20 protein-coding genes, 1 pseudogene and 1 other annotated feature are annotated in these 23,848 nt (G+C 42.8%); of the genes and pseudogenes, 11 read left to right on the forward strand and 10 right to left on the reverse strand.

The window, feature by feature from the left end; genetic code table 11:
* Nucleotides 1-90 precede the first annotated feature (90 nt).
* Nucleotides 91-2,709 (reverse strand): type I DNA topoisomerase, encoded by a 2,619-nt coding sequence (topA, locus tag PR799_RS07450; protein WP_154626971.1) that lies wholly within the window; start codon nt 2,707-2,709, stop codon nt 91-93.
* Nucleotides 2,710-2,996: 287 nt separating this feature from the next.
* Between topA and PR799_RS07455 the strand changes: the two genes are divergently transcribed.
* On the forward strand, nt 2,997-3,254 hold the full coding sequence (locus PR799_RS07455; RefSeq protein ID WP_154603744.1) for a DUF2498 family protein: 258 nt from the start codon (nt 2,997-2,999) through the stop codon (nt 3,252-3,254).
* Nucleotides 3,255-3,349: 95 nt separating this feature from the next.
* Here the strand turns inward: PR799_RS07455 and sohB are convergent, their stop codons facing one another.
* On the reverse strand, nt 3,350-4,396 hold the full coding sequence (gene sohB / locus PR799_RS07460) for a protease SohB (RefSeq protein WP_272521619.1): 1,047 nt from the start codon (nt 4,394-4,396) through the stop codon (nt 3,350-3,352).
* A 178-nt stretch (nt 4,397-4,574) separates the two neighbouring features.
* Between sohB and PR799_RS07465 the strand changes: the two genes are divergently transcribed.
* Both PR799_RS07465 and cobO read left to right on the forward strand, forming a co-directional pair.
* Entirely contained in the window at nt 4,575-5,336 is a 762-nt protein-coding gene (locus PR799_RS07465; RefSeq protein WP_272521620.1) for a YciK family oxidoreductase, read from the forward strand.
* Nucleotides 5,337-5,359: 23 nt separating this feature from the next.
* Nucleotides 5,360-5,950 (forward strand): cob(I)yrinic acid a,c-diamide adenosyltransferase, encoded by a 591-nt coding sequence (gene cobO / locus PR799_RS07470; protein ID WP_154603742.1) that lies wholly within the window; start codon nt 5,360-5,362, stop codon nt 5,948-5,950.
* A gap of 32 nt (nt 5,951-5,982) precedes the next feature.
* On the opposite strand, the gene PR799_RS07475 is transcribed toward cobO, so the two are convergent.
* The 4 genes from PR799_RS07475 to rnm form a co-directional block, all read right to left on the reverse strand.
* A complete protein-coding gene (locus PR799_RS07475) occupies nt 5,983-6,903 on the reverse strand; it encodes a hypothetical protein (RefSeq protein WP_272521621.1) in 921 nt (306 codons plus the stop codon).
* Nucleotides 6,904-7,356: 453 nt separating this feature from the next.
* Complete coding sequence (gene rluB / locus PR799_RS07480; protein ID WP_272521622.1) at nt 7,357-8,274, reverse strand: 23S rRNA pseudouridine(2605) synthase RluB; 918 nt, start codon at nt 8,272-8,274, stop codon at nt 7,357-7,359.
* Between the two features lie 196 nt (nt 8,275-8,470).
* Nucleotides 8,471-9,091 (reverse strand): L-threonylcarbamoyladenylate synthase, encoded by a 621-nt coding sequence (locus PR799_RS07485; RefSeq protein ID WP_036956539.1) that lies wholly within the window; start codon nt 9,089-9,091, stop codon nt 8,471-8,473.
* 251 nt (nt 9,092-9,342) lie between these two features.
* Nucleotides 9,343-10,215 (reverse strand): RNase RNM, encoded by an 873-nt coding sequence (gene rnm, locus PR799_RS07490; RefSeq protein ID WP_272521623.1) that lies wholly within the window; start codon nt 10,213-10,215, stop codon nt 9,343-9,345.
* Between the two features lie 206 nt (nt 10,216-10,421).
* Nucleotides 10,422-10,523 (forward strand) — a sequence feature (Trp leader region).
* Nucleotides 10,524-10,549: 26 nt separating this feature from the next.
* Here rnm and PR799_RS07495 point away from each other — a divergent pair.
* The 5 genes and pseudogenes from PR799_RS07495 (at nt 10,550) to trpA (ending at nt 17,183) form a co-directional block, all read left to right on the forward strand.
* Entirely contained in the window at nt 10,550-12,124 is a 1,575-nt protein-coding gene (locus PR799_RS07495; protein WP_154626978.1) for an anthranilate synthase component 1, read from the forward strand.
* Nucleotides 12,124-13,754, forward strand: a pseudogene (gene trpD, locus PR799_RS07500) (bifunctional anthranilate synthase glutamate amidotransferase component TrpG/anthranilate phosphoribosyltransferase TrpD). The gene PR799_RS07495 and the pseudogene trpD overlap by 1 nt, the downstream one beginning before the upstream one ends.
* 1 nt (nt 13,755) lies before the next feature.
* Complete coding sequence (gene trpCF, locus PR799_RS07505) at nt 13,756-15,132, forward strand: bifunctional indole-3-glycerol-phosphate synthase TrpC/phosphoribosylanthranilate isomerase TrpF (protein ID WP_272521624.1); 1,377 nt, start codon at nt 13,756-13,758, stop codon at nt 15,130-15,132.
* Between the two features lie 54 nt (nt 15,133-15,186).
* Nucleotides 15,187-16,377 (forward strand): tryptophan synthase subunit beta, encoded by a 1,191-nt coding sequence (gene trpB, locus PR799_RS07510; protein ID WP_154603735.1) that lies wholly within the window; start codon nt 15,187-15,189, stop codon nt 16,375-16,377.
* Nucleotides 16,377-17,183: a tryptophan synthase subunit alpha gene (trpA, locus tag PR799_RS07515; RefSeq protein WP_154626984.1), complete on the forward strand. Its 807-nt coding sequence runs from the start codon at nt 16,377-16,379 to the stop codon at nt 17,181-17,183. The genes trpB and trpA overlap by 1 nt, the downstream gene beginning before the upstream one ends.
* A gap of 398 nt (nt 17,184-17,581) precedes the next feature.
* On the opposite strand, the gene ompW is transcribed toward trpA, so the two are convergent.
* Nucleotides 17,582-18,229: an outer membrane protein OmpW gene (gene ompW, locus PR799_RS07520; RefSeq protein WP_272521625.1), complete on the reverse strand. Its 648-nt coding sequence runs from the start codon at nt 18,227-18,229 to the stop codon at nt 17,582-17,584.
* Between the two features lie 406 nt (nt 18,230-18,635).
* On the opposite strand from ompW, the gene PR799_RS07525 reads away from it, so the two are divergent.
* Nucleotides 18,636-19,391: a YciC family protein gene (locus PR799_RS07525; protein ID WP_154603733.1), complete on the forward strand. Its 756-nt coding sequence runs from the start codon at nt 18,636-18,638 to the stop codon at nt 19,389-19,391.
* Between the two features lie 77 nt (nt 19,392-19,468).
* Here PR799_RS07525 and PR799_RS07530 read toward each other — a convergent pair whose 3' ends face one another.
* Nucleotides 19,469-21,223, reverse strand: a complete 1,755-nt coding sequence (locus tag PR799_RS07530) for a SulP family inorganic anion transporter (RefSeq protein ID WP_272521626.1) — start codon at nt 21,221-21,223, stop codon at nt 19,469-19,471.
* 266 nt (nt 21,224-21,489) lie between these two features.
* Between PR799_RS07530 and PR799_RS07535 the strand changes: the two genes are divergently transcribed.
* Nucleotides 21,490-22,050: a septation protein A gene (locus PR799_RS07535; RefSeq protein WP_154626990.1), complete on the forward strand. Its 561-nt coding sequence runs from the start codon at nt 21,490-21,492 to the stop codon at nt 22,048-22,050.
* Between the two features lie 189 nt (nt 22,051-22,239).
* Entirely contained in the window at nt 22,240-22,665 is a 426-nt protein-coding gene (gene yciA / locus PR799_RS07540; protein ID WP_006658727.1) for an acyl-CoA thioester hydrolase YciA, read from the forward strand.
* Nucleotides 22,666-22,729: 64 nt separating this feature from the next.
* On the opposite strand, the gene PR799_RS07545 is transcribed toward yciA, so the two are convergent.
* Nucleotides 22,730-23,467: a TonB family protein gene (locus PR799_RS07545; protein WP_154626993.1), complete on the reverse strand. Its 738-nt coding sequence runs from the start codon at nt 23,465-23,467 to the stop codon at nt 22,730-22,732.
* 124 nt (nt 23,468-23,591) lie between these two features.
* The gene (locus tag PR799_RS07550; protein WP_132496008.1) at nt 23,592-23,765 is read right to left on the reverse strand and encodes a YciY family protein; all 174 of its coding nucleotides are present in this window, start codon (nt 23,763-23,765) and stop codon (nt 23,592-23,594) included.
* Nucleotides 23,766-23,848: the final 83 nt, after the last annotated feature.

Below are 23,848 nucleotides of genomic sequence, written 5' to 3' on the forward strand. Positions count from 1 at the left end.
AACTAATCCCTAGGAGCATACACAAGTATGTGACTAGGGTTAGCGAGTGCTGCCAACGCCGCTACGGTGCAAAGTATGAAGAACAAAAAACTATTCTTTGGCTTTCCAAACACCATCAACATAAAAAGCACTCCATCCCGTCGCCTTGCCATCTTTCTCGGACGAAACATATTGCTGTTTTGTCTTGCGGCTAAAGCGAACTACTGTTGGGTTACCTTCTTCGTCTTGTGCTGGTGCTTCCGCTAAGTACGCTAATTTTTCCGGTAATCTGTCTTTAAATCGTTGCAGCTCTGCCACTAATGGCGCACGTGTTTCCCTTGATTTCGGGAAGGTGTTTGCGGCAAGGAATACGCCAGCAGCACCATCACGTAAAACAAAATAGGCATCCGACTTTTCACACGGTAATTCTGGTAACGGTACTGGGTCTTCTTTCGGTGGTGCAATTTCACCACTTTTTAAGATCTTGCGGGTATTTTTACACTCTTCGTTGGTGCACCCCATGTATTTCCCAAAACGTCCCATTTTCAGGTGCATTTCAGAACCACATTTATCACACTCAATCACCGGACCATCGTAACCTTTGATACGGAACTCGCCTTCTTCGATTTCATAGCCTTCACATGCTGGGTTGTTACCACATACATGCAATTTACGACCATTATCAATCAGGTAGCTGTCCATCGCAGTGCCACATTTTGGACAACGACGTTTTGCTCTTAAGGCGTTAGTTTCTGCATCGTCACCTTCGAGGATGTTTAATACTTCATCTTCAGGGATCAGATTGATGGTTTTCTTGCAGCGCTCTTTTGGTGGTAATGCATAGCCAGAGCAGCCTAAGAATACCCCTGTGGATGCGGTACGAATTCCCATATGACGTTCACAGTCAGGACAGATAATCGAGGTGATCACCATTGGGTTGGTACGCATGCCGCCTTCTTCCGGATCTTTTTCTGCGACATCAAGCTGCTTGCTGAAGTCAGAGAAAAATTCATCCAACACCGCTTTCCACTCTGCTTCATGATTCGCAACGTGGTCCAGCTGGTTTTCCATGCGAGCGGTGAAGTCGTAGTTCATCAGGTCGTTAAAGTTTTCTTCTAAACGGTCTGTAACGATTTCACCCATTTTTTCCGCATAGAAGCGGCGATTTTCCACTTTTACGTAGCCACGATCTTGGATCGTTGAAATGATTGCCGCATACGTTGATGGGCGGCCAATGCCACGTTTTTCTAATTCTTTAACCAAAGAAGCTTCACTAAAGCGCGCTGGTGGCTTAGTAAAGTGCTGGCTTGGCAGTAATTCCAGCAGTGATAATTCAGCACCTACTTGAATCGCAGGTAATGTTTTATCTTCATCATTTTTACGCAGTGCTGGCATGACTCTTGTCCAACCATCAAAACGTAACGTACGGCCTTTGGCTTTTAATTCGAAATCTCCCGCTTTCACCGTTAATGTGGTGGAGTCGTATTTTGCTGGGGTCATTTGACACGCAACAAATTGATTCCAAATTAACTGGTAGAGGCGCTTAGCGTCGTTTTCCATGTCTTTCAGTGAATCTGGTAATACATCAACACTGGATGGGCGAATAGCTTCGTGCGCTTCTTGAGAGTTATCTTTACTGGTATAAACGTTGGCGTCTTTTGGTAGATACTGTGCGCCAAAGTTATCGGAAATATAACCACGTACCATGTTCACCGCATCTTGGCTCAAGTTCGTTGAGTCCGTACGCATATAAGTGATGTAACCTGCTTCATATAAGCGCTGAGCCATCATCATGGTTTTCTTCACACCAAAGCTTAAGCGAGTACTCGCCGCTTGTTGGAGTGTCGACGTGATAAACGGTGCGCTTGGTTTACTGGACGTTGGTTTATCTTCACGATCAATGACTTGATAACGTGCTTTTTCCAGTAATTTAACCGCAGCTTCCGTTTGGACTTTATTAACAGGTTTAAAGGCTTTCCCCGCTTGGGAAGTCACTTCTAAACGTAAGTTAACGGCGTTTTTATCCGCTAAATCCGCATGGAGCTCCCAATATTCTTCAGGAACAAACGCTTTAATTTCACGTTCACGCTCAACAATAAGTCTTACTGCTACGGACTGTACGCGTCCAGCAGATAATCCGCGCGCCACTTTTTTCCATAATAATGGAGAGACCATATACCCAACAACACGGTCCATAAAGCGACGAGCTTGCTGAGCATTAACACGGTCGATATTCAATTCGCCCGGGCTTTCAAATGCTTGAGTAATTGCATTTTTAGTGATTTCGTTAAACACCACTCGGCTAAAACGAGAATCATCACCACCGATCACTTCGCGTAAATGCCACGCAATCGCTTCCCCTTCGCGGTCAAGGTCCGTCGCGAGGTAGACGTGGTCAGCATCTTCGGCTAACGCTTTTAATTCAGAAACCACTTTTTCCTTACCCGGCAGAATTTGATAATTCGCCTTCCAACCATGATAAGGGTCGATCCCCATGCGTTTAACTAACGCTTCTTGCGGATCCTTTTTAACTTTCTTTGTTTTGTCGGTCTTTGCTTTATCGGTAGATGAGCCTGTACTCTTTGGTGAGCCGGATTGTGAACCAGAGCCGCTTTTCGGCAGATCACGAATGTGGCCAACGCTGCTTTTTACAACGTAGCCACTGCCAAGATACTTATTGATCGTTTTGGCTTTTGCCGGGGACTCCACTATAACAAGAGCTTTACCCATATTTACCTTTACCTACTATCAACGAAGGCGCATTTTTCTATTCAAATGCGCAAAATGAGAATCTCTTTTTTATATTGCGACACAATCACAATATATCAATATTTTTTCGCACAATAATTTGTAACGAAACGAATTTTATCCACCAGCCACATTATTTTGTAAAGCATACAAATTGCTCTAGTTGACTGATTTTAACCACATAATGCAGTTTAGCCGCATTGAAAAACACACACTGTACCTGATAAAATGCTAGAAGCAACCAATTATTTTTTCAAGAGAGGCATTCTATGAACAATGAGATTCAAACTATTTCAAAGCAAGAACTGCTTGAAAAAGCCAACGAAATCATCAAAAACCACGATGAGTACCTTGATGGCATGTTCGTGGATAATGTCGAGCAACATCGCGATGTTTTAGTTTTCAAAGGCGAATTCTTCCTTGATGAAAACGGGATCCCATCCCTAAAAAGTCCAGCTGCTTTTAATATGTATAAGCATTTGGCACACCTATTTTCTGATAAGTACCGACTGCAAGAATCAGAATAGTTATAAAAAAATACCGGCTTTCGTAGCCGGTATTTTTAAGGGTAGTTCAACATAAATATTGTGTCATGAATATTCAATGAACATTATTGGCTTTTTTATAAAAGCGGCTTTTGCCCACGCTGCCACCAGCGTAATAATAGCTTATCCGCACTCTCTGCCGCACTACTGGTAAAGCGCTCTACCATTTTCTTGCTCATCACAAAACGGATGCTGATAATTTCTTTGGTTTCGATTGCGTTGATGATCAAATCATCACTAACACCAATTTGGTCAACTAGCCCTTTCTCTAGCGCTTGCGTTCCATACCAATATTCGCCTGTTGCCACCGCTGCAATATCAAGAGATGGGCGATTTTGATGAACAAAATCTTTAAACAGTTCGTGAGTTGAATTCAAGTCTTCAACAAATTTCTTACGCCCCTGCTCTGTATTTTCGCCAAGCATCGTCAGAGTACGTTTATATTCCCCTGCGGTGTGCAATTCCACATCCACATCGTGCTTTTTCAATAAGCGATGAATATTCGGAACCTGAGCCACAACACCAATAGAGCCTATAATAGAAAACGGTGCCGCAACGATTTTATTCGCGATACACGCCATCATATAACCGCCACTTGCCGCAACTTTATCAACTGCAATCGTTAGCGGAATGTTTTTCTCTTTCAATCGCATTAACTGAGAAGCTGCTAAGCCATAGCCATGGACTAAACCACCTGGGCTTTCTAAACGTAGTAAAACTTCATCTTGTTGATCAGCAACTGCCAGAATTGCACTGATTTCTTCGCGTAAAGAGCTAACTTCACGAGCATCCATGCTACCTTTAAAGTCTAATACATATAAGCAAGGCTTTTTAACGGCAGTTTGCCCCATTTTTGCCCCTGTTTTTTCATTTTTAGACTTGGCTTTTTCCTGCTTTTTAAATGCCTTTGACCACGCTTTTTGCTCAGAATCATTCATTTTGATCTGCTGCATTTGACGTTGGCGCTCACGGTAACTTTCACCTAGGTCAGTAATTTTTAACGCGCCTTTACTTCCTTGACGTCTCATACCTACGCCAAATACAAATACTGCAATCACAGCAATGGCGACTACAATGGTGACCACTTTTGCTAAAAACAGTCCGTACAAAGAGAAATACTCCACAAGTTGATCCTTCTAATATTTAACGCTAATAAAAAAATGATCGCATGATTGTTCATAAACAACCAGTAAAAAAACTGTTATCAATAACCACAGACATGAAACAAATGTGGTAAATTGCCCTCCCGTGCAATCTACGCGATGATAACCTTCAACGCGACTCATGACGATAGGAAAAATTATGCTTCATTATCAGCCTAGACAAGATCTTTTAAAGGGTAAAACTATCTTAATTACTGGCGCTACCGACGGGATTGGTCAAGAAGCAGCGTTAACGTATGCACGCTTTGGCGCCGCTGTCATTTTATTAGGCCGTAACCCGCAAAAATTAGACGCGGTGAAACAGCAAATTATTGACTCTACCCACGCATCCGTAGAAACCTATGTAATTGATTTACTGACTGCGACAGAGGAAACCTGCCAAGTTATCGCTGACGATATTGCAAAACAACACCCTTATTTAGATGGTGTATTACATAGCGCTGGCTTGCTAGGAAATATCGCGCCTATCAGCAAGCAACCCACCCAACTCTGGCATGACGTTATGCAAGTTAACGTCAATGCGGGCTTTATGCTCACACAAACATTACTTCCTTTACTAGAAAAGGCTCCTCGCGCATCGTTGATTTTCACCAGTTCAAGTGTCGGTAAACAAGGGCGCGCTAATTGGGGCGTTTATGCCGTCTCTAAATTTGCCACCGAAGGCTTAATGCAAGTCTTAGCCGATGAGTATCAAGGCACTGGATTACGTATTAACTGTATTAACCCAGGACGCACTCGTACCGCTATGCGTGCAGGCGCTGCCCCCGGTGAAGATCCAATGACCTTAAAAACACCTGCCGATATTATGCCGACTTATCTATACTTAATGGGTGATGATAGCGCCGAGCAAACAGGAACCAGCGTGGACGCTCAGCCCAATTTAAAACCGATTAAAGCTTAAAATCGACTGTAACGGAGCAAACCATGAGCCAAGACCGACACGAAGAACGCCAACAACGTTTAAAGCAAAAAGTGGATGAGCGAATTGAAGCCGCCCAGCTGGAGCGCGGGATCCTGATTGTCTTCACTGGCAATGGAAAAGGAAAAACGACGGCAGCATTTGGCACCGCTTGTCGCGCTGTCGGTCATGGCAAAAAAGTGGCGGTTGTCCAGTTTATTAAAGGTGGTTGGGACAATGGCGAACGCAATCTTTTAGAGCCTCACGGCGTCCCCTTTTATGTAATGTCCACAGGGTTTACTTGGGAAACGCAAAACAAGCAGACTGACACACAAGCTTGCCTTGAAACTTGGCAGCATGCAGTGGAATTATTGCAAGACCCTCAATATGACTTGGTGATCCTAGACGAGCTAACCTACATGGTCAGTTACCATTATCTTCCTCTTGCTGAAGTAATGAATGCATTAAGTTGCCGCCCTGAAAATCAATCCGTCATTATTACGGGTAGAGGGTGCCACCGTGATCTATTGGATTTTGCCGATACGGTGACAGAAATGCGCCCTGTTAAACATGCCTTTGATGCGGGGATCAAAGCGCAAAAAGGGATTGATTGGTAGCCTTTGGCAACATACTCGTTAGCTGCCACAGGCTATTTCGGTGCCACATCCAGTTTTAAAACCCCAGCACTAAAAATAGCGGTAGTTTGCGACAAGAATTGCAAATATTTTTGTCGCTCTTCAAGACAATTATCCCCAGTTTCCCATTGGCTATAGAGCTCCGCCATATTCAATACGGCTACATGGTACTGATTATAAAAGTTCTGTTTTTTTTCTGGATCAGAGGATGCTCGGTAATCTTGAATCAGTGTGTTCACTTTCATCGCGTACTGCTGGATTTGCTGATCTTCAAAAACAGGGAGTGTGACAAAATAGTCAAATGTTAAACTCACCGTATTGTTTTGTACGGGTTCATTTTGACGCACAACCAGTTGCGTCATTTGCTTATCATCCGAAGAAATCGCCGTAATTAATTCTGAATAAGAGAAACACTTTGTTTTTATTTTACTTACTGTCGTTAGCGAATTTAATTCATCAGGGATCCGTGTTCCGATCGGGTAATCACAGTTGAATACGTTATTATCAATAATGAAATCATCACTACTCTCAATTCTCCCTTTTACTCGATAATCACCAACAGTTAATTCCTGTATGGTTTTATTATGAATAGAAGGAATTCCATTATTACCGTATACAAAGCTATAAGAATAATAAAGATGCTTTTGGGGATTTAATATCCCCCCTTTATTACCAGGGTAAACCATAAAATAAATGTGCTGACCTTCTTCGGTTGTCATGGAATGCAAGCCTTGTTTTAAATGTAGGCTACCCACTGATACTTTCGGGATCACCATCAGTTTATTATCAATAAAAAAAGAATAATTTTCCGACGAGTCATTACTAAAAAAGAAGCGCCCACTCTCTGAAGTATGTGGTTGATAAACATCACAACTTGTTATGCCAAAACTCAATAGTGCTGCATATTTCGCCGACTTTGCACATAACATAAACATTAAAACCTTTTATTGTTTCATTATGATAAAAATAGATTAGATGGATGAGTTGTACAATATAAAAGCCTCATAATGTGACAGATACCTTATAAACTCTTGATTGGCGTATTTTAAGTTTTAAATATCAAAATAACAAAGAAGTAAAAGTAATAAGTGGAATAACCCAGCCTGTTTTTACTTTATCGTTTTCTAGTCAAAAAAAGATAACCAATAAATAATAATTTAAGATTAGGATAGTTTATTTATATTATTGGAAATGATTATTTGATTTTAAGTCAATTTTTCGATAACAAACCAATTGCTAGATAAATGAAAATTGAATGAATTAATAATTGAAGTGTTCAAAAAGAGTAGCAGATTATTTCGCTATTCTATTTAACTGAAACAAAAATAAAAAAGGCTATGGCAAATACCATAACCTTTATTTTTAACCATTCGAATAACGTTATACGATTAGATTCGAGTACGACGTTTAGCCGTTGGGCGTGAAGTTTGGCGCTTCGCAGCTGGACGAGATGCCACTTGAGTGTGACGTTTCACAGCACGGCGAATTTGGTTAGCTTTGATGCGGCGCTGATCACGCTCAACAGACACTTTACTTTCTGTTTCAACATCCAGTTCAACTAACTCTCTTAAATAGTTAGTTTGCTCTAAACCTAATTCAGTCCAACCACCACGCGGTAAACCTTTCGGTAAATCAATATCTCCGTACCGAACACGGATCAGGCGGCTCACTTGCACACCAACAGATTCCCATAGACGACGAACTTCACGGTTACGACCTTCAGTTAAGGTGACGTTATACCATTGGTTCATCCCTTCACCACCGCGATACGACACAGTTTTAAAGGATGCCGGACCATCTTCTAATTGTACGCCAGTGGTTAACTGACGAATTTTTGCATCCGTGATTTCACCAAATACACGTACTGCGTATTCGCGTTCCACTTCACGGCTTGGGTGCATTAAGCGGTTAGCTAATTCACCATCGGTTGTAAATAACAATAAACCACTGGTGTTCACATCTAGACGCCCTACAGCAATCCAACGAGCCCCAGTCAGTTTTGGTAAACGGTTAAATACCGTTGGGCGACCTTCAGGATCATGGCGCGTGCACAATTCCCCTTCCGGTTTGTAGTATGCCATCACGCGGCAAATTTCTTTTTCTGGCTCTTTTATCGCTAAGATACGACCATCAAGACGAATTTTTGTGGAGGCTTTGACTTCAACACGGTCACCCAATGTTGCCATTTTGCCATCAACACTAATGCGGCCTTCTTTCAATAGGCCTTCGATTTCTCGGCGGGAGCCATGCCCTGAACGGGCAAGAATTTTTTGTAACTTTTCAGTTTGTTGCGGTTTAGAACTCATGAGATCCTCAACTGTCGCCTTCACAGGCGTCAAATAGCTTTTTGCACGATTAAAACACGCCTCACTCAATTAACAAGTCTTGCGTCACCGGCAAAAAGTGATGAATTTGAAAACCTGCGCATTATACACAGGTTTATTGTGATCCCCTATGACTAATCGTCTTTCCTGAAAGAATGCACCTTCAAGGAAGACTGGCTTATTCAAATGGGGTTGGGTCGCCAGTTCCGACACGGGCGACAACTGGTGTGTCGTCGGTAAAATCAATGACTGTGGTTGGTTTTTGCCCGATGTAACCACCGTGGATCACTAAATCCACTTGTTTATCTAGTAAGTCACGGATCTCTTCTGGATCAGATTGGGTAAAATCATCTCCCGGTAAAATCAAGCTAGTGGACATTAATGGCTCACCCACCGCTTCTAACAGGTCGCGGGCAATAGGGTTTGATGGTACGCGTAACCCAATGGTTTTACGCTTTTCATTCATCAAACGACGAGGCACTTCTTTGGTAGCTTTTAAAATAAAGGTGTAATTACCCGGTGTATTGTTTTTGATTAAACGAAATACGGTGTTATCCACATGGGCATAATTAGAGATTTCGGATAGATCACGGCACATCAAGGTAAAGTTATGGTTCGCATCCAATTTTCGGATACGGCAAATACGTTCTAGGGCATTTTTATCTTCTAAACGACAACCAATGGCATAACCTGAATCTGTTGGGTAGACGACAACACCGCCTTTATTCAGGATCTCAACGCTTTGGCTTATCAGCCTTGCCTGAGGGTTGTCCGGATGGATATAAAAAAACTGGCTCATAGTGACCTCTATAGTTGAGTATCGACAGCATCATCCGGTGAACGACCTAAAAATGGCACTATCTATCTATTTCCTACAAAACAAAACGACTCTTATAAGACACAACAGTCACAATATTACCCTTATCAAATAATATTGTGACTCAACAAAATAATTCATATACAGACTATTTTACACCCAAACCGTGATCCATCAACGAATTAGGTAATATTCTTACAAACTAGAGGATTTTAGCTGCCCGTCAATTCACTTTATCCCTCATTCACTTTATCCCAGAGGGTCCAAACGGCTTGCTCATCATCAGGGAGCCATAAATTCCGCCCTAACTCAATCCACGAACAAGGACGATGGAAGTCTGATCCAACAGAGGTTTTCAAGTTAGCCTCTTGCGCCAATTCCCCTAAAAATCGCTTCTCATTCGCCGGTTGCTGGCAATGAGAAATTTCCATCGCATCCCCTTGGCAGGCTTTAAAGTGATCGATCAGGCGTCTTAACCATTTATTCGATAATTGATATTTTGATGGATGCGCCAGAACCGCGACACCGCCAGATTGATGAATGGCATCCACGGCTTCTTGAATGCTGCACCACTGAGCAGGCACATAGCCGGTTTTTCCTTTCGCCAGATAGCGCTTAAACACATTATTGATGGTTTTCTCTTTGCCAATTTTGACAATATACTGCGCAAAATGCGCACGTGTGACCTGTCCACCACCTGAAATCGCTTGGGCATTTTCCCACGCATCGTCAATTCCCGCCTTTTGCAAGCGACGACCTATCTCAATTCCGCGTTCTAGGCGACGTTGTGATTGTTGCGAGAGTAATGCTTCCATCGCAGGATGGCTCGGTGAAAAATTCAACCCAACAATATGAATTTCAATATTTTCCCACAGGGTAGAAATTTCAACCCCGTTAACTAATGTTAATGGGCTTGAATTATCAGCAAGATACGCTTTGGCGGCGATTAAACCATCACAAGTATCATGATCCGTGATTGATAAAATATTCACACCCATTGCTATCGCACGTTCGACTAACTCAGCGGGAGGTAGCTCTCCATCTGATGCATTCGTATGGCTATGTAAGTCATAGCGAGTCATTATTGGCGTCGAATCTTGCGACATATTGTTACCTTCTCCCTTTTCGACTTAACGAAAATTAAAAATAAATACAAACAGCTATTGACATCAATCGCGCGATCCAGTTTACTAGTACACAAGATTGCACTGTATTCAAAAGCTATTAGTATTCAAAAGAATTAGTATTCAAAAGCATTTAAAACTTAATTTGTTTATCCAGTGAGGCATGTATGACTGTTTTCAATTTATCAAATCGTTGGTGGCGCGACTTCCCAAATTGGGCGGAAGCCGCACGCGCATAAATTGTTAATGCCTCAGTGCCGAACCCGCCCTCAACCAGCGGGTTTTTTTACGTCTAAAATTAGCTTAAGGCAGCAAAATGAACAAACAAAACACCACATTAGCACATTTTAATCATCTGGATAGCCCAATTAACTATCAACCTGATCCTACGTTGTTATTTAATCACCTGTGCCAGAATAAAGCCGCTACCATGCTGTTAGAGTCGGCTGAAGTCAACAACAAAGCCAATTTACAAAGCCTATTAATCATCGATAGCGCATTACGCATCCGTGCATTTGGTCAACGGGTTGAAATTGAAGCCTTAACTGAAAATGGCCAAGCCCTATTACCTTTAATTCATGCGCAATTAGCCGAAAAAGCGATTTCTCGCGATTTAACCACAAATCATCTGACCGTCAACTTTGCTCAACCCGAAAGCCAATTAGATGAAGATAGCCGTTTAAAAAGCGCATCATGTTTGGATGTATTACGCGCATTGCCTGCACTGGCTCAAGCCCACTTCCCGAGACCAGAAATCCTGTTTATGGGCGGATTATTTGCCTATGACTTAGTGGCAAATTTTGAAGCATTACCAGAAGTCGCAGCCACAAACCAATGCCCTGATTTCTGCTTTTTCGTCGCTGAACACTATTTAGTGATAGACCATCAAAACCAAGCCGCGCGCTTAAAAAGCCTGTTATTTACAGCCGATACCCACATCGTCGAACAAGTAAAACAACGCCACAGCGACATTATCGTTGCGTGCCGCCCTTACTTACCCGCATTACCTCTGGGTGAACAAGACAACTTCAGCGTCACTATCAATAAAAACGATGAAGAATATGGGCGTGTAGTCAATACATTAAAAGAAGCCATCTACCGCGGTGATATTTTCCAAGTCGTCCCATCACGCAAATTCAGTATGCCATGTGCGCAGCCGCTGATTGCCTATCAAAAACTTAAAGCGCAAAACCCAAGCCCGTACATGTTCTATATGCAAGACAACGATTTCACCCTGTTCGGTGCTTCACCAGAGAGCGCCTTGAAATACAGCAAACAAACTCGCGTGGTGGAAATCTACCCAATTGCAGGTACCCGCCCTCGTGGTCGCAATGCGCAAGGAAATATCGACTTAGATTTAGATAGCCGCATTGAACTGGCTATGCGTACCGATGAAAAAGAGCTTGCCGAACACATCATGCTGGTGGACTTAGCCCGTAATGATTTAGCACGAATTTGTGAAGCAGGCAGCCGCTATGTTGCCAACCTGACCAAAGTTGACCGCTACTCTTTTGTAATGCACTTAGTTTCCCATGTTGTTGGCACTTTACGCAGCGATTTAGATGTTTTCCATGCTTATCAAGCCTGTATGAATATGGGGACATTAACCGGCGCGCCGAAAGTTAAAGCGATGCAACTGATCGCAGAATGTGAAAAAGAGCGCAGAGGCTCTTACGGCGGCGCTGTGGGTTACTTTAATGGTAAAGGCGACTTTGATACTTGCATCGTTATTCGTTCCGCGTATGTCGAAAACGGCATTGCCACCGTTCAAGCTGGCGGAGGTGTTGTCCTCGACTCTTCTCCACAAGGTGAAGCCGACGAAACTCGTAATAAAGCCCGCGCAGTGATCCGCGCCATTGCCCAAGCCCACCAAGTTGAGGAGTTATTTTAATGGCTAATATCTTACTACTCGATAATGTCGACTCCTTCACCTACAACTTGGTCGACCAATTACGCGCTGGTGGTCACCACGTGGTGATCTACCGCAACACCGTTAATGCGGCACATGTTTTATCCGTATTGAATCAACTCGATGATGCGATTTTAGTCCTTTCACCAGGCCCTGGAAAACCCAGTGACGCGGGCTGTATGCCGGAAGTACTTAAGTCGGTAATAGGCACCATTCCTGTGATTGGCATCTGCTTGGGGCATCAAGCCATTGTTGAAGCTTATGGCGGAACAGTCTCCCCTGCGGGTGAAATTTTACACGGCAAAGCATCAATGGCGACCCACGATGAACAAGCCATGTTTACCGGCTTAGAAAACCCTATTTCAGTGGCTCGCTATCACTCTTTAGTGGGTAGCCAAATCCCTGAATCATTAACTATTTGCGCACAATCCAATGGCATGGTCATGGCGGTACGCAATGATGAACAGCGAGTGTGTGGATTCCAGTTTCACCCCGAATCCATCTTAACCACCCAAGGAAAATTGTTGTTAGAAAATACGGTGGCATGGGCGCTTTCTTCCCCCAACAAAACAACATCACATTCGCACTAATGGGACACAGAGAGCCAATCATGCAAAACATTTACGATAAATTATTTAAGGCGCAAGCGTTAACTCAACAAGAGAGCCAATATTTATTTAACGCAATTATTCAAGGTGAACTCACTGAGCCCCAACTTGCTGCCGTCTTGATCAGCATGAAAATGCGCGGAGAACAACCGCAAGAAATTGCCGGTGCAGCACTGGCATGCTTAGAAAATGCTCAACCTTTCCCACGCCCTGACTATCAATTTAGTGATATTGTCGGCACAGGGGGAGACGGCGCCAACAGTATTAATATTTCCACCGCCAGCGCCTTTGTGGCAGCAGAATGCGGGATCAAAGTCGCGAAACACGGCAACCGCAGCGTTTCCAGTCGTTCAGGTTCATCGGATCTGCTCGCCGCCTTTGGCATTGCTTTAGATTTAAGCGCTCAAAGTGCCCGTGATGCGTTAGACGAATTAGACTTATGTTTCTTATTTGCGCCGCAATATCACAGTGGATTCCGCCATGCCGCACCTGTGCGTAGCCAATTAAAAACCCGTACTTTATTTAATGTTCTGGGCCCATTAATTAACCCAGCTCGCCCACCGTTAGCATTAGTGGGCGTCTATCAAGATTCATTGGTTGAACCGGTAGCAAAAACCATGCAAATGCTTGGGTTTACCCGCGCTGCTGTGGTACATAGTGGAGGGATGGATGAAGTTTCACTTCATGCACCAACCCATGTCGCCGAGTTAAAAAATGGTGAGGTTCAGCAATATACTCTGACAGCTGAAGATTTTGGCTTAGCGCCTTATCAGCTGAAAGATTTGGAAGGCGGTACCCCAGATGAAAACCGTTTTCTACTGACACAATTATTACAAGGTCATGGTCAAGCGGCTCATGAAGCTGCTGTCGCCGCAAATGTCGCCATGTTGTTACGCATTAATGGCTACGAAGATTTAAAAGAAAACAGCGAGCACGCACTCAATATTATTCGTAGCGGTAAAGCATTTGACCGCGTTCTGGCACTAGCTGCAAGGGAGCACTAAGATGAAAGGCACTGTATTACAAAAGATTGTGGATGATAAATTTGCCTATTTAGTAGAGCGCAAACAGCGTCAACCGCTGGCAAGTTTTCAATCTGAAGTGCAACCTGCTCAACGAAATTTCTACTCAGCCTTACAAGCGAAGCGCCCTGTGTTTATTTTAGAGTGCAAAAAAGCTTCTCCATCCAAGGGGCTTATCCGTGAAGATTTCGATCCTGCCGTGATTGCGGGCATGTATGCCCCTTATGCTTCTGCGATTTCAGTTTTAACTGACGAAAAATATTTTCAAGGCAAAATGGATTATTTGACCATCGTCAGCAATACCGTGAAACAACCCGTTCTGTGCAAAGACTTCATCGTTGACCCTTATCAGATTTACCTTGCTCGCTATTACCAGGCGGATGCCATTTTATTAATGCTGTCCGTATTAAATGATGAACAATACCTTGCCCTTGCCGATGTTGCACACCAACTGAATATGGGCGTACTCACTGAGGTGAGCAACGACGAAGAGCTGGAGCGCGCGATAGTATTGAAAGCCAAAGTGGTTGGGATCAACAACCGCGACCTGCGCGATATGTCCATCGATTTAAATCGTACTCGTCAACTCGCACCGCGTTTACCCGCAGGAACCGTGGTGATCAGCGAATCGGGTATTCTTCAACATCAACATATTCAAAGCCTTTCGGATGTCGCTAACGGTTTCTTAATCGGTAGCGCCCTAATGGAGCAAGCGGATTTACCACAAGCACTGCGTAACCTGCTGATTGGTGAACATAAAGTATGTGGTTTAACCCGAGAGCAAGATGCGAAAGCTGCATTTGCCGCAGGAGCCAATTTTGGTGGACTGATTTTCGCTGAAAAATCCCCCCGTAAAGTGACACTGTCACAAGCAAGGCAAATTATTCATGCTGCACCACTTAAATTTGTGGGCGTTTTCCGTAATCAATCCGCGGATTTTGTAGCGCATATTGCCCAACAATTGGCGCTACATGCAGTTCAACTCCATGGCGATGAAGATAATACTTACATGGCACAATTACGTGAAATGTTGCCCGCTCACTGCCACATTTGGAAAGCACTGAATATGGCTGATAGCCAGATCGCCGATTATGACCCTGAGTTAATTGATTTACTGGTATTAGACAACGGCGCTGGTGGCACAGGAAAAACCTTTGATTGGTCATCAATACCCGCAAATAGCGGCTACAAACTGATGGTGGCTGGCGGACTTAACCCTGAAAACTGCCAGCAAGCGGCCGAACTCGTCTGCAATGGGCTTGATTTTAACTCTGGCATTGAAATCGAACCGGGTATTAAATCCGAACAAAAATTAAACCAAGTCTTTGATGCATTGAAATCAGCCCGTATGGCGATTTAGCACAAAGCCATATTAATCATACTGAACATATAAACTTAAAATGGATAATAAAGAATGAGCAAATTAGATCCCTATTTCGGTGAGTTTGGTGGGCAATATGTCCCAGAAATTTTGATCCCAGCATTGAACCAGCTAGAAGATGCCTTTATTGACGCACAAAATGACCCTGCGTTCCTAACTGAATTCCATGACCTACTTAAAAACTATGCAGGTCGTCCAACGGCATTAACCCTGTGCCGCAACCTGACAGCCGGTACTAAAACTAAGCTTTATTTAAAGCGCGAAGATTTACTTCACGGTGGCGCGCACAAAACCAACCAGGTGTTGGGTCAAGCATTACTCGCCAAACGTATGGGTAAAAATGAAATTATTGCTGAAACGGGTGCGGGTCAGCACGGTGTCGCTACCGCCCTTGCTTGCGCCTTATTAAATATGAAGTGCCGTATCTACATGGGTGCAAAGGACGTTGAACGCCAATCTCCAAACGTGTTCCGCATGAAGCTCATGGGCGCCGAAGTGATCCCAGTGCATAGCGGCTCAGCTACCCTAAAAGATGCCTGTAACGAAGCGCTAAGAGACTGGTCTGGCAGTTATGAAACCGCACACTATTTATTAGGCACGGCGGCGGGTCCTCACCCATATCCGACCATTGTGCGTGAATTTCAGCGCATGATCGGTGATGAAGCAAAACAGCAAATTTTAGATAAAGAAGGTCGCCTACCGGATGCGGTGATCGCCTGTATTGGTGGCGGTTCCAATGCTATCGGTATGTTCGCGTCATTTATTCCTGAAGAAAGCGTCGGGTTAATTGGGGTTGAGCCTGCCGGTCACGGTATTGAATCAGGGCAACACGGCGCCCCATTAAAACATGGTCGTGTTGGGATTTATTTCGGCATGAAATCCCCAATGATGCAGACCTCTGAGGGGCAGATTGAAGAATCTTATTCCATTTCAGCGGGATTAGATTTTCCATCTGTGGGGCCTCAACATGCGCACTTAAACAGTATTGGTCGTGCGGAATATGTTTCGATTACCGATGATGAAGCGCTAAACGCCTTTAAATTGCTGTCACGCAAAGAAGGGATTATTCCTGCATTAGAGTCATCTCATGCGCTGGCTTACGCCCTCAAAATGGCAGAACAAAATCCAAATAAAGAGCAGTTGTTAATTGTCAATTTATCCGGTCGTGGTGATAAAGACATTTTTACGGTACATGATATTTTGACCAGCAAAGGGGAAATCTAATGACGCGTTATACTCAACTTTTTCAGCGTTTAAACCAACAAAATCAAGGCGCTTTTGTTCCCTTTGTCACGTTAGGCGATCCTGATGCTGAGATTTCTTTAAAAATTGTCGATGCGTTAATTGCAGGTGGTGCGGATGCTTTAGAGATAGGCATCCCCTTCTCTGACCCGTTAGCGGATGGCCCGACAATTCAAAATGCCAATTTACGTGCCTTTAAAAGCGATATCACACCGACGTTATGCTTTGAATTATTAGCGCGTATTCGTGCCAAACACCCCGATATGCCGATAGGCTTACTGGTATACGCTAACTTGGTTTTCACCAATGGTATCGACCATTTTTACCAACGTTGCCAACAGGCTGGCGTAGATTCCGTTTTAGTTGCCGATGTGCCAATGCGTGAATCAAAGCCGTTCCGTGAATCAGCCATCGCCCACGGCATCGCCCCTATCTTTATTTGCCCACCGAATGGGGATGACGCACTGCTAAAAGAGATAGGAGAACATAGCCAAGGTTATACGTATTTACTCTCTCGAGCTGGCGTCACTGGCACAGAGCAGCGAGCGCAAATGCCATTAACCCATTTAGTGAGCAAATTAACTCAATATGGCGCAGCGCCCGCGCTTCAAGGATTTGGTATTTCAGAGCCTGCTCAAGTGGCTGAGGCAATTCGTAATGGGGCTGCGGGGGCAATATCAGGTTCCGCTGTGGTAAAAATCATTGAAAATAACCTACAACGTCCACAAGAGATGCTCAGTAAATTAACGGAGTTTGTGGCAAATATGAAAGCCGCCACACAAAAATAGTCACCTTAATTTATTTTCTTCATTGCGTCAGAAAGCCATCCATATTTTGATGGCTTTTTTTATTTCAAATAGCCGTTAACGCATTCAATTGTTTCTGTCAAAATTCCACTTCACAGATAATATTTAAAATATGTTAGGTAAAGTCATTCAGATTAATTTAGTTTAAATATCTATCTTGATATTTAATTATAGAATTAAATTTGCACTCTGATTATTAGTCTTTTTTGGCGTTGTGAAATTAATGTTAAATAAAATATAAGTAATTTAACATTGCACGCTCTATTCGTTATATTCTTTCTTCTCTAAAAACGAAAAATCCGGGAATATATTCCCGGATTTCTTTACTGCTTTCTAATCCATTAGCTAGCAAGAATAAACTTGCTGAAGTCCTTGAGAAATTAGAAGCGGTAACCCACACCAAACATAAATACAAATGGGTCTAAACGAGTATCAACTTTAACTCGGTCTTCACCAGCTTTGAATTTAACGTCAGTGTCAATATTCATCCACCAAACAGAGGCGTTTAACATCCAGTTTTCATCAAGCATGTAGTCCATACCGGCTTGCGCTGCAAAGCCCCAAGAGCTTGACAGGTCTAGGTCAGACAGACCCGCAGCTTTACCAGTACTATTGAATTTCTCATCAAAGAAGAAAGTATAGTTCAGACCTGCACCTAAATAAGGACGCAGTTTATCTTCTTTGCCACCGAAGTAATATTGAGCCATCAGAGTTGGTGGCAAGTGTTTAACTGTTGCGATATTTCCTGTTGGACCAGTGCCAACTTTATGCTCAAACGGAGTTGCTGCTAATAATTCCACACCAATATTATCGGTGATCATATAACCGAAAGTTAAACCTAATTGGGTATTATTATTTGCATCAAAATGACCTAAATTAGCATCGCCTAGTTTAACATCATCCCCGCCAACATTTGGTCTTACAGTTGCCGTACCTGCACGGAATAAAAAGTCGCCAGCTTCATGAGCAAATGAAGCTGCTGGAGCTAAAGTTGCAGCAGCCAATACAAGCGCAGTGAGTTTTTTCATTGTCAATCCCATTCCTATGTTTATTATTTAGCAAAATATAGCCTATTCTTAAATTTAATATTCAAATCAAGATCACATCTTTTGCTAATTTATATATTTCGTAATAAAGCTGAGTTTATTATTCCATTACTGGTTTTTTCTATTTTGATTTGAATCAATTTTCATGAAATAACTATTAAAATAAGAAATGATTTTATATTAATGGCTAATTAAATCGCGATTTAAATATATATTTAAAATACACCTTTAGGATTATTCTTTATTAATAGAGACACACCCATTTATTGAGTAGCGCACCTATTTAGGCTAACTCCCAGACTTTTCTTATCTTTCTCTACCTATACGTCCGATACTCAGTTACAATCACCGTCAAATTTTTATTCCGTTTGTAGATAGGAGCAGTTACATGTCCATTTCGGCCAACTCACTCTTTCGTGACAGCATCAACTTTTTTAAAAACCAGTTGAATGGCCTCTTCACCATTGTGTTAATCGCCACCGCAATCAGCGTGATTGTCTACGCAATGTTAATTCCTAATGAACGGATGATTGGCGTGTTACTTGAAGCGCAGAACCAGCTACTTGAAGCGGGTAATGCAGGGTTACAGAATTGGGTACTGAACTTACCTGAAGACGAGAAAAACAGCATTCTGCGTGTGTCTATGGGCTTGATTTTATCCGTAGCATTGGGAAGTTTGGTACTGATGTGCGGCGTGCTTTCTTATATCGCCAATTTATCTCGCGGTGAAGCTGTGAACGGGACTCAAGCACTGGTTTCATCATTACCTAAAGCCCCTGCGATGTTCCTACTGCTAATTATCTGTTCATTATTAATTCAGCTGGGTATCACCCTGATGGTACTTCCTGGTCTGATTTTGGCGATTGGCTTTTCTCTTGCCCCTGCCATTTTAATGAATGAAAAAGTGAATCCATTTAATGCCATGGGCAGAAGCTGGAAGCTGGCGTTTGCCAATTGGCGTATAGCTGCCCCAATGATTTTAATTTGGATGGCAACGCAAATGTTAGTGAGTATGCTGTTAAGCAGCCTGCAACTGAATCATATTGTGGTCAATGGTATTTCATTCCTGATCAACAACATGATTGCCGCTTTTGCCTTAATTTACTTTTTCCGTTTATATATGCTGAGCAGCAAAAACGCATAAATATAGACAGATTTAATGATCTAAAAAGGGCGTCTCTTCAAAGTGACGCCCTTTTGTTTTTCATTCTATCGAAACCATTACTCTGACAATTTATTATCGACGATTCCTTCCTCACTCTCCTTGCGTTCTTCAACACTTTTTTGCTGAATATGCTGCTTACTCTGGATCAAGCGGATAGCGAAATAGATATCTGGCACCACCAATAAATCATCATCAGAACGGCTAATTTTATTTTGTGATAACCAACGGTTTAGGGATGTTCTTCGCCCAGCCAACACCAGCGTTACCCCTTTCGCTTTTAATGACGTCACAAGCTCGTTAAGTGCAGAGAAGACGCTCACGTCGTTATGGGTGAAGCTAACGGCGGCATCCACAATGACCCACGCCGGACGTTTACGCTGGCTATCGATATGCTTGTTTAAGCGATCTTTAAAATAGTTCACATTGAAATAAGTCAACGGTGAGTTAAAACGATAAATCAGAACCCCTTCAACCGCCTGAATATCATTATCAGGGTTCATAGAATGCAACATGCCCTGTTCATCAACCCCTAATAATTGATCTGTTGGGCGGAATATCACCCGCAAAAATTGCAGCAAACCTAATAACACGGCAAAGCCCACGCCGCTGATCAAGCCGACCACAAGCACCGCGCAAAGTGTGAAAACGCATAAGAAAAAGGCTTGTCGGTTACGTTTACGCATTGCATAAATGCTGCAAAAGCTAATCAGTGAAAACGTCGAGACCACTAGCACCATCCCTAATGCGGGCATCGGAATATAACCCAGCAGATCCATTGAAAACAGCAACACCACCAAAATAGTGAGCGCAGCAATGACCGATACCATCTGCGTTTTGCCGCCCATCATATCGTTTACAGCAGTTCGGCTACTGGCCGCACTTACCGCAAATCCTTGAGATAATGCAGACGCGATATTCGCCATGCCTAAGGCGCGCAGCTCTTGGTCTGCATCCACGGTATAACCATTTTTGCTGGCAAAGCTTCGCGCCGTCATCATAAAGCTCACAAAGCTGATCACCGCTAAGTTTAAAGATGGCGTCACCAAATCCCGCAATAAGCCGGGGTTAAAATCCGGTGCTGCTATCGAGGGTAATCCATTACCCAGATTACCGACGGTACTAATGCCATATTGCTCAAGATTGAAAATAATGCTGGCGCTCGTTGCCAAGACCATCGCAATTAACAGTGAAGGCCATTTACTGCGTACCCGTTTGATGGCCATCGTCACCGTTAGCGTTAATACCGCCACCGTTAATGTCGGAATATGGGTTTCTGGTAGCGCAAGCGGTAATGCCACTAAACGCTCGATAAACCCAGATGGAAGCGAATCAATACCAAAAATTTTCCCTAGCTGACTAACAATAATGGTCAGTGCGACCCCATTTAATAACCCTTGTAAAATCGGTCCGGATAAAAAATCGGCAAACATTCCCAGACGAAAACGTGCCGCAATCAAGCACCATATTCCCGTCATTAAGCTCATTACAATGATTAATTGCCAACGGGTATTTTCATCCCCCATCGCTAAAGGCGCAACGGCAGCGGCAATCACCGCACAGGTTGCCGCATCCGGTCCAATGATTAATTGTTTAGAGGTGCCAAACAATGCATACATCAGCATCGGTAAAATACAGGCATATAGCCCGACAATGGCATTGATCCCCATGAGTTCAGCATAAGCAATTGCCACAGGCAGCGCCACGGCGGCGACCGACAGCCCCGCTTTCACATCCGGCCCCAAGTTCGCCAATTGATATTGACTAAAGGTTTGTAAACCGGGCATCAGATTAAATAATCGCGCCTTTATCATGGAAAAATCTCTAAAAATTAATCAGTTAATTTCTTACGTAGACTATTTATATCCGAACTATTAAAGTTTATCTAGGACTAAGTCAAATAAGGGTAAAATAGTGCAAATTTGATTGGTTTACAGGCTTAATTCTTGGTAAAAGAGAGCAAACTTTTAACAATCTGCGCAAAATCAGTTAAACTACGCCACTACGTTTAAGTTGACTCTGTTTGAATTGACTCTATTTAAGCTGATTATGTTCACGTTAAGGATCTGAATCCACCGTTATGAAACAACTTATTGATTTTATTCCTTTGGTTATCTTTTTTCTCTTTTATAAGCAATACGATATTTATGTTGCTAGCCAATCATTACTGATAACCACCCCGATTTCCTTATTGGTCACTTACTTTATTTATAAAAAAGTGGAAAGAGTAGCAAAAATCACCTGTGCGATTGTGATGGTATTTGCAGGGTTAACGGTGTTATTTCATAGCGCTGACTTTATCAAATGGAAAGTCACCATTATTTATGCTCTTTTTGGTATTGCTTTGTTTGCAAGCCAATGGTTTACAGAAAAACCACTCATTCAAAGAATGCTGGGTAGCAACCAAGAAATTAAATTAGCAGACAGTTATTGGTTAAAATTAAATACCGCTTGGGGTATTTTCTTTGTTGCTTGCGCTGTTATTAATATTTACGTGGCTTATTGGATGGCTGAGAGTGTCTGGGTCAACTTTAAAGTATTTGGATTGACGGCTGGTACCTTAATTTTTACGATCCTTAGTGTGGTGTATATTTTCAAACACATGACTAAAGAGCCTCAGGCAGAAAAGCCAGAAGAGTAATTTATTTCTTCGAATTATTATGATGATAAAAAAGCTGCGCACTTTCGCAGCTTTTTTATGCCTATCACAGTGATTTGTTACAATTATCTGTGACTGGATGTACTCTAGCGGTTTACTATACTTATGTTTGTTTGCTATAAATGAGCAACAAAATCATAGTGTTTAATTCCTTTTAATAAAGAGTTTGATATGCAATTACCTAACGGTGAACTCGTTTTACGTACTTTGGCAATGCCTTCAGATACCAATGCGAATGGCGATATTTTTGGTGGCTGGCTAATGTCTCAAATGGATATTGGCGGCGCGATTTTAGCAAAAGAAATTGCTCTGGGTCGCGTAGTAACAGTGGCAGTCAATGGCATTAAATTTCAAAAACCAGTTGCTGTTGGTGATGTTGTTTGTTGTTATGCTCGCTGCTTAAAAACAGGGAAAAGTTCCGTCACTATCAATATTGAAGTGTGGGTGAAAAAAGTGGCAACCCACCCTGTAGGTCAGCGCTATCAAGCTACTGATGCGGTATTTACTTATGTGGCGGTCAATGATGACAATACGCCTCGAGCATTACCTGAAGATAAGCAACACTTCGAATTAGAAAGTTCGCAGCCTCAAGCTTAATCATTCATATACTGAAAGGGCACTTTGATAAGTGCCCTTTTTTGATCTTCACATTTTCTAACTGCTAAGCTTGGCTTACCGTGCCATCCACTTTGAAGTAGATTTCAGTGATATAACCTTTCGCTGGCAATTTTTCGTATTTCCAACGGTTCATTGCACGCTTCACGTCTCGCTCAAACATCCCTTTTGGTGAAGCTTCAACAAACTCAATATTCTGCACTCGCCCATCTTCATCGATGTCATAGCGTACTTTCACATAACCATTTTTTCCTAGACGACGAGCGCGATCTGGGTATTCAGGCGCTTGTTTACTTAATGCTTTTGGACCACGTTGCCCCGTGGATTGGTTAGATGCTGTTGCATTATTTTTGACGTTAGTATCAGTTCCGCGCGTGTTGGTGACTTCTTTTGGCGTAGTATCTGTATTTGTGGATGGCGTTTTGTTCATCGCCAGTTGTTTCTCAACGGGTTTAACTGGCTCTTGAACTTTTTTCGGTTCTTTTTTAGGTTCTTTCTTCGGTTCAGGTTTCTTTTTTACTTCTGGTTTTTTCTGCGGTAAGACTATCGCCGGTTCAACGACAGGCTCAGGTTCAATGATAGGTTCAGGTTCAACGACCGGCTCTGGCTCTGCCTGTGTTTCGGCTGGTGGAGTGGCGGCGGGTTCAGCAAAGGAAAGCATTGCTATCGAGATTGGCTCCTCAGGTTGAGGAAATTTCGGTTGATTAAAAATCCACGCCATAGCCAAGCCCGCATGAATTGATAATGAAACAGCAATGATGACTAACAGTCTGATACCACGCATATGCAATTTTTACCCTACACCGTTTACTTATTGAATATGGCTAATAGTTTAAATGCAAATAGCAATCATATTCAATAAGGTTTAGCGAACAAAGTTAAAAATGTGAGTATAAACGTGAATACCCTTACTCAATCCACTGTGTAAATAACAGGGAATGACGACGTTTATAGATGTCCATTTTGCGGAGCGAATAAATGTGCATATTGCGGCGAGAGTGTCTTTCTAACCAACGGCGACGGCGGCGAACGACTTGTCTTAGCATTCTCCAGCGACCCACTTCTTGCCTACTGCGTCTCATCTTTTTAATCCTTATCAGGTGTGTGTTCGTAACAGCGAAATATTATATGCCTTTACTCACGAGAACCAAGAGGAAGTTATCAA

Source organism: Providencia sp. PROV202 (assembly GCF_028479565.1).
Taxonomy (GTDB): domain Bacteria; phylum Pseudomonadota; class Gammaproteobacteria; order Enterobacterales; family Enterobacteriaceae; genus Providencia; species Providencia zhijiangensis.

Excerpts from the sequence above, each read along its gene's own strand:
- topA (WP_154626971.1), bottom strand. The coding sequence starts at position 2,709 with ATGGGTAAAGCTCTTGTTATAGTGGAGTCCCCGGCAAAAGCCAAAACG.
- PR799_RS07455 (WP_154603744.1), top strand. The coding sequence starts at position 2,997 with ATGAACAATGAGATTCAAACTATTTCAAAGCAAGAACTGCTTGAAAAA.
- PR799_RS07465 (WP_272521620.1), top strand. The coding sequence starts at position 4,575 with ATGCTTCATTATCAGCCTAGACAAGATCTTTTAAAGGGTAAAACTATC.
- cobO (WP_154603742.1), top strand. The coding sequence starts at position 5,360 with ATGAGCCAAGACCGACACGAAGAACGCCAACAACGTTTAAAGCAAAAA.
- PR799_RS07475 (WP_272521621.1), bottom strand. The coding sequence starts at position 6,903 with ATGTTTATGTTATGTGCAAAGTCGGCGAAATATGCAGCACTATTGAGT.
- rluB (WP_272521622.1), bottom strand. The coding sequence starts at position 8,274 with ATGAGTTCTAAACCGCAACAAACTGAAAAGTTACAAAAAATTCTTGCC.
- PR799_RS07485 (WP_036956539.1), bottom strand. The coding sequence starts at position 9,091 with ATGAGCCAGTTTTTTTATATCCATCCGGACAACCCTCAGGCAAGGCTG.
- rnm (WP_272521623.1), bottom strand. The coding sequence starts at position 10,215 with ATGTCGCAAGATTCGACGCCAATAATGACTCGCTATGACTTACATAGC.
- PR799_RS07495 (WP_154626978.1), top strand. The coding sequence starts at position 10,550 with ATGAACAAACAAAACACCACATTAGCACATTTTAATCATCTGGATAGC.
- trpCF (WP_272521624.1), top strand. The coding sequence starts at position 13,756 with ATGAAAGGCACTGTATTACAAAAGATTGTGGATGATAAATTTGCCTAT.
- trpB (WP_154603735.1), top strand. The coding sequence starts at position 15,187 with ATGAGCAAATTAGATCCCTATTTCGGTGAGTTTGGTGGGCAATATGTC.
- trpA (WP_154626984.1), top strand. The coding sequence starts at position 16,377 with ATGACGCGTTATACTCAACTTTTTCAGCGTTTAAACCAACAAAATCAA.
- ompW (WP_272521625.1), bottom strand. The coding sequence starts at position 18,229 with ATGAAAAAACTCACTGCGCTTGTATTGGCTGCTGCAACTTTAGCTCCA.
- PR799_RS07525 (WP_154603733.1), top strand. The coding sequence starts at position 18,636 with ATGTCCATTTCGGCCAACTCACTCTTTCGTGACAGCATCAACTTTTTT.
- PR799_RS07530 (WP_272521626.1), bottom strand. The coding sequence starts at position 21,223 with ATGATAAAGGCGCGATTATTTAATCTGATGCCCGGTTTACAAACCTTT.
- PR799_RS07535 (WP_154626990.1), top strand. The coding sequence starts at position 21,490 with ATGAAACAACTTATTGATTTTATTCCTTTGGTTATCTTTTTTCTCTTT.
- yciA (WP_006658727.1), top strand. The coding sequence starts at position 22,240 with ATGCAATTACCTAACGGTGAACTCGTTTTACGTACTTTGGCAATGCCT.
- PR799_RS07545 (WP_154626993.1), bottom strand. The coding sequence starts at position 23,467 with ATGCGTGGTATCAGACTGTTAGTCATCATTGCTGTTTCATTATCAATT.
- PR799_RS07550 (WP_132496008.1), bottom strand. The coding sequence starts at position 23,765 with ATGAGACGCAGTAGGCAAGAAGTGGGTCGCTGGAGAATGCTAAGACAA.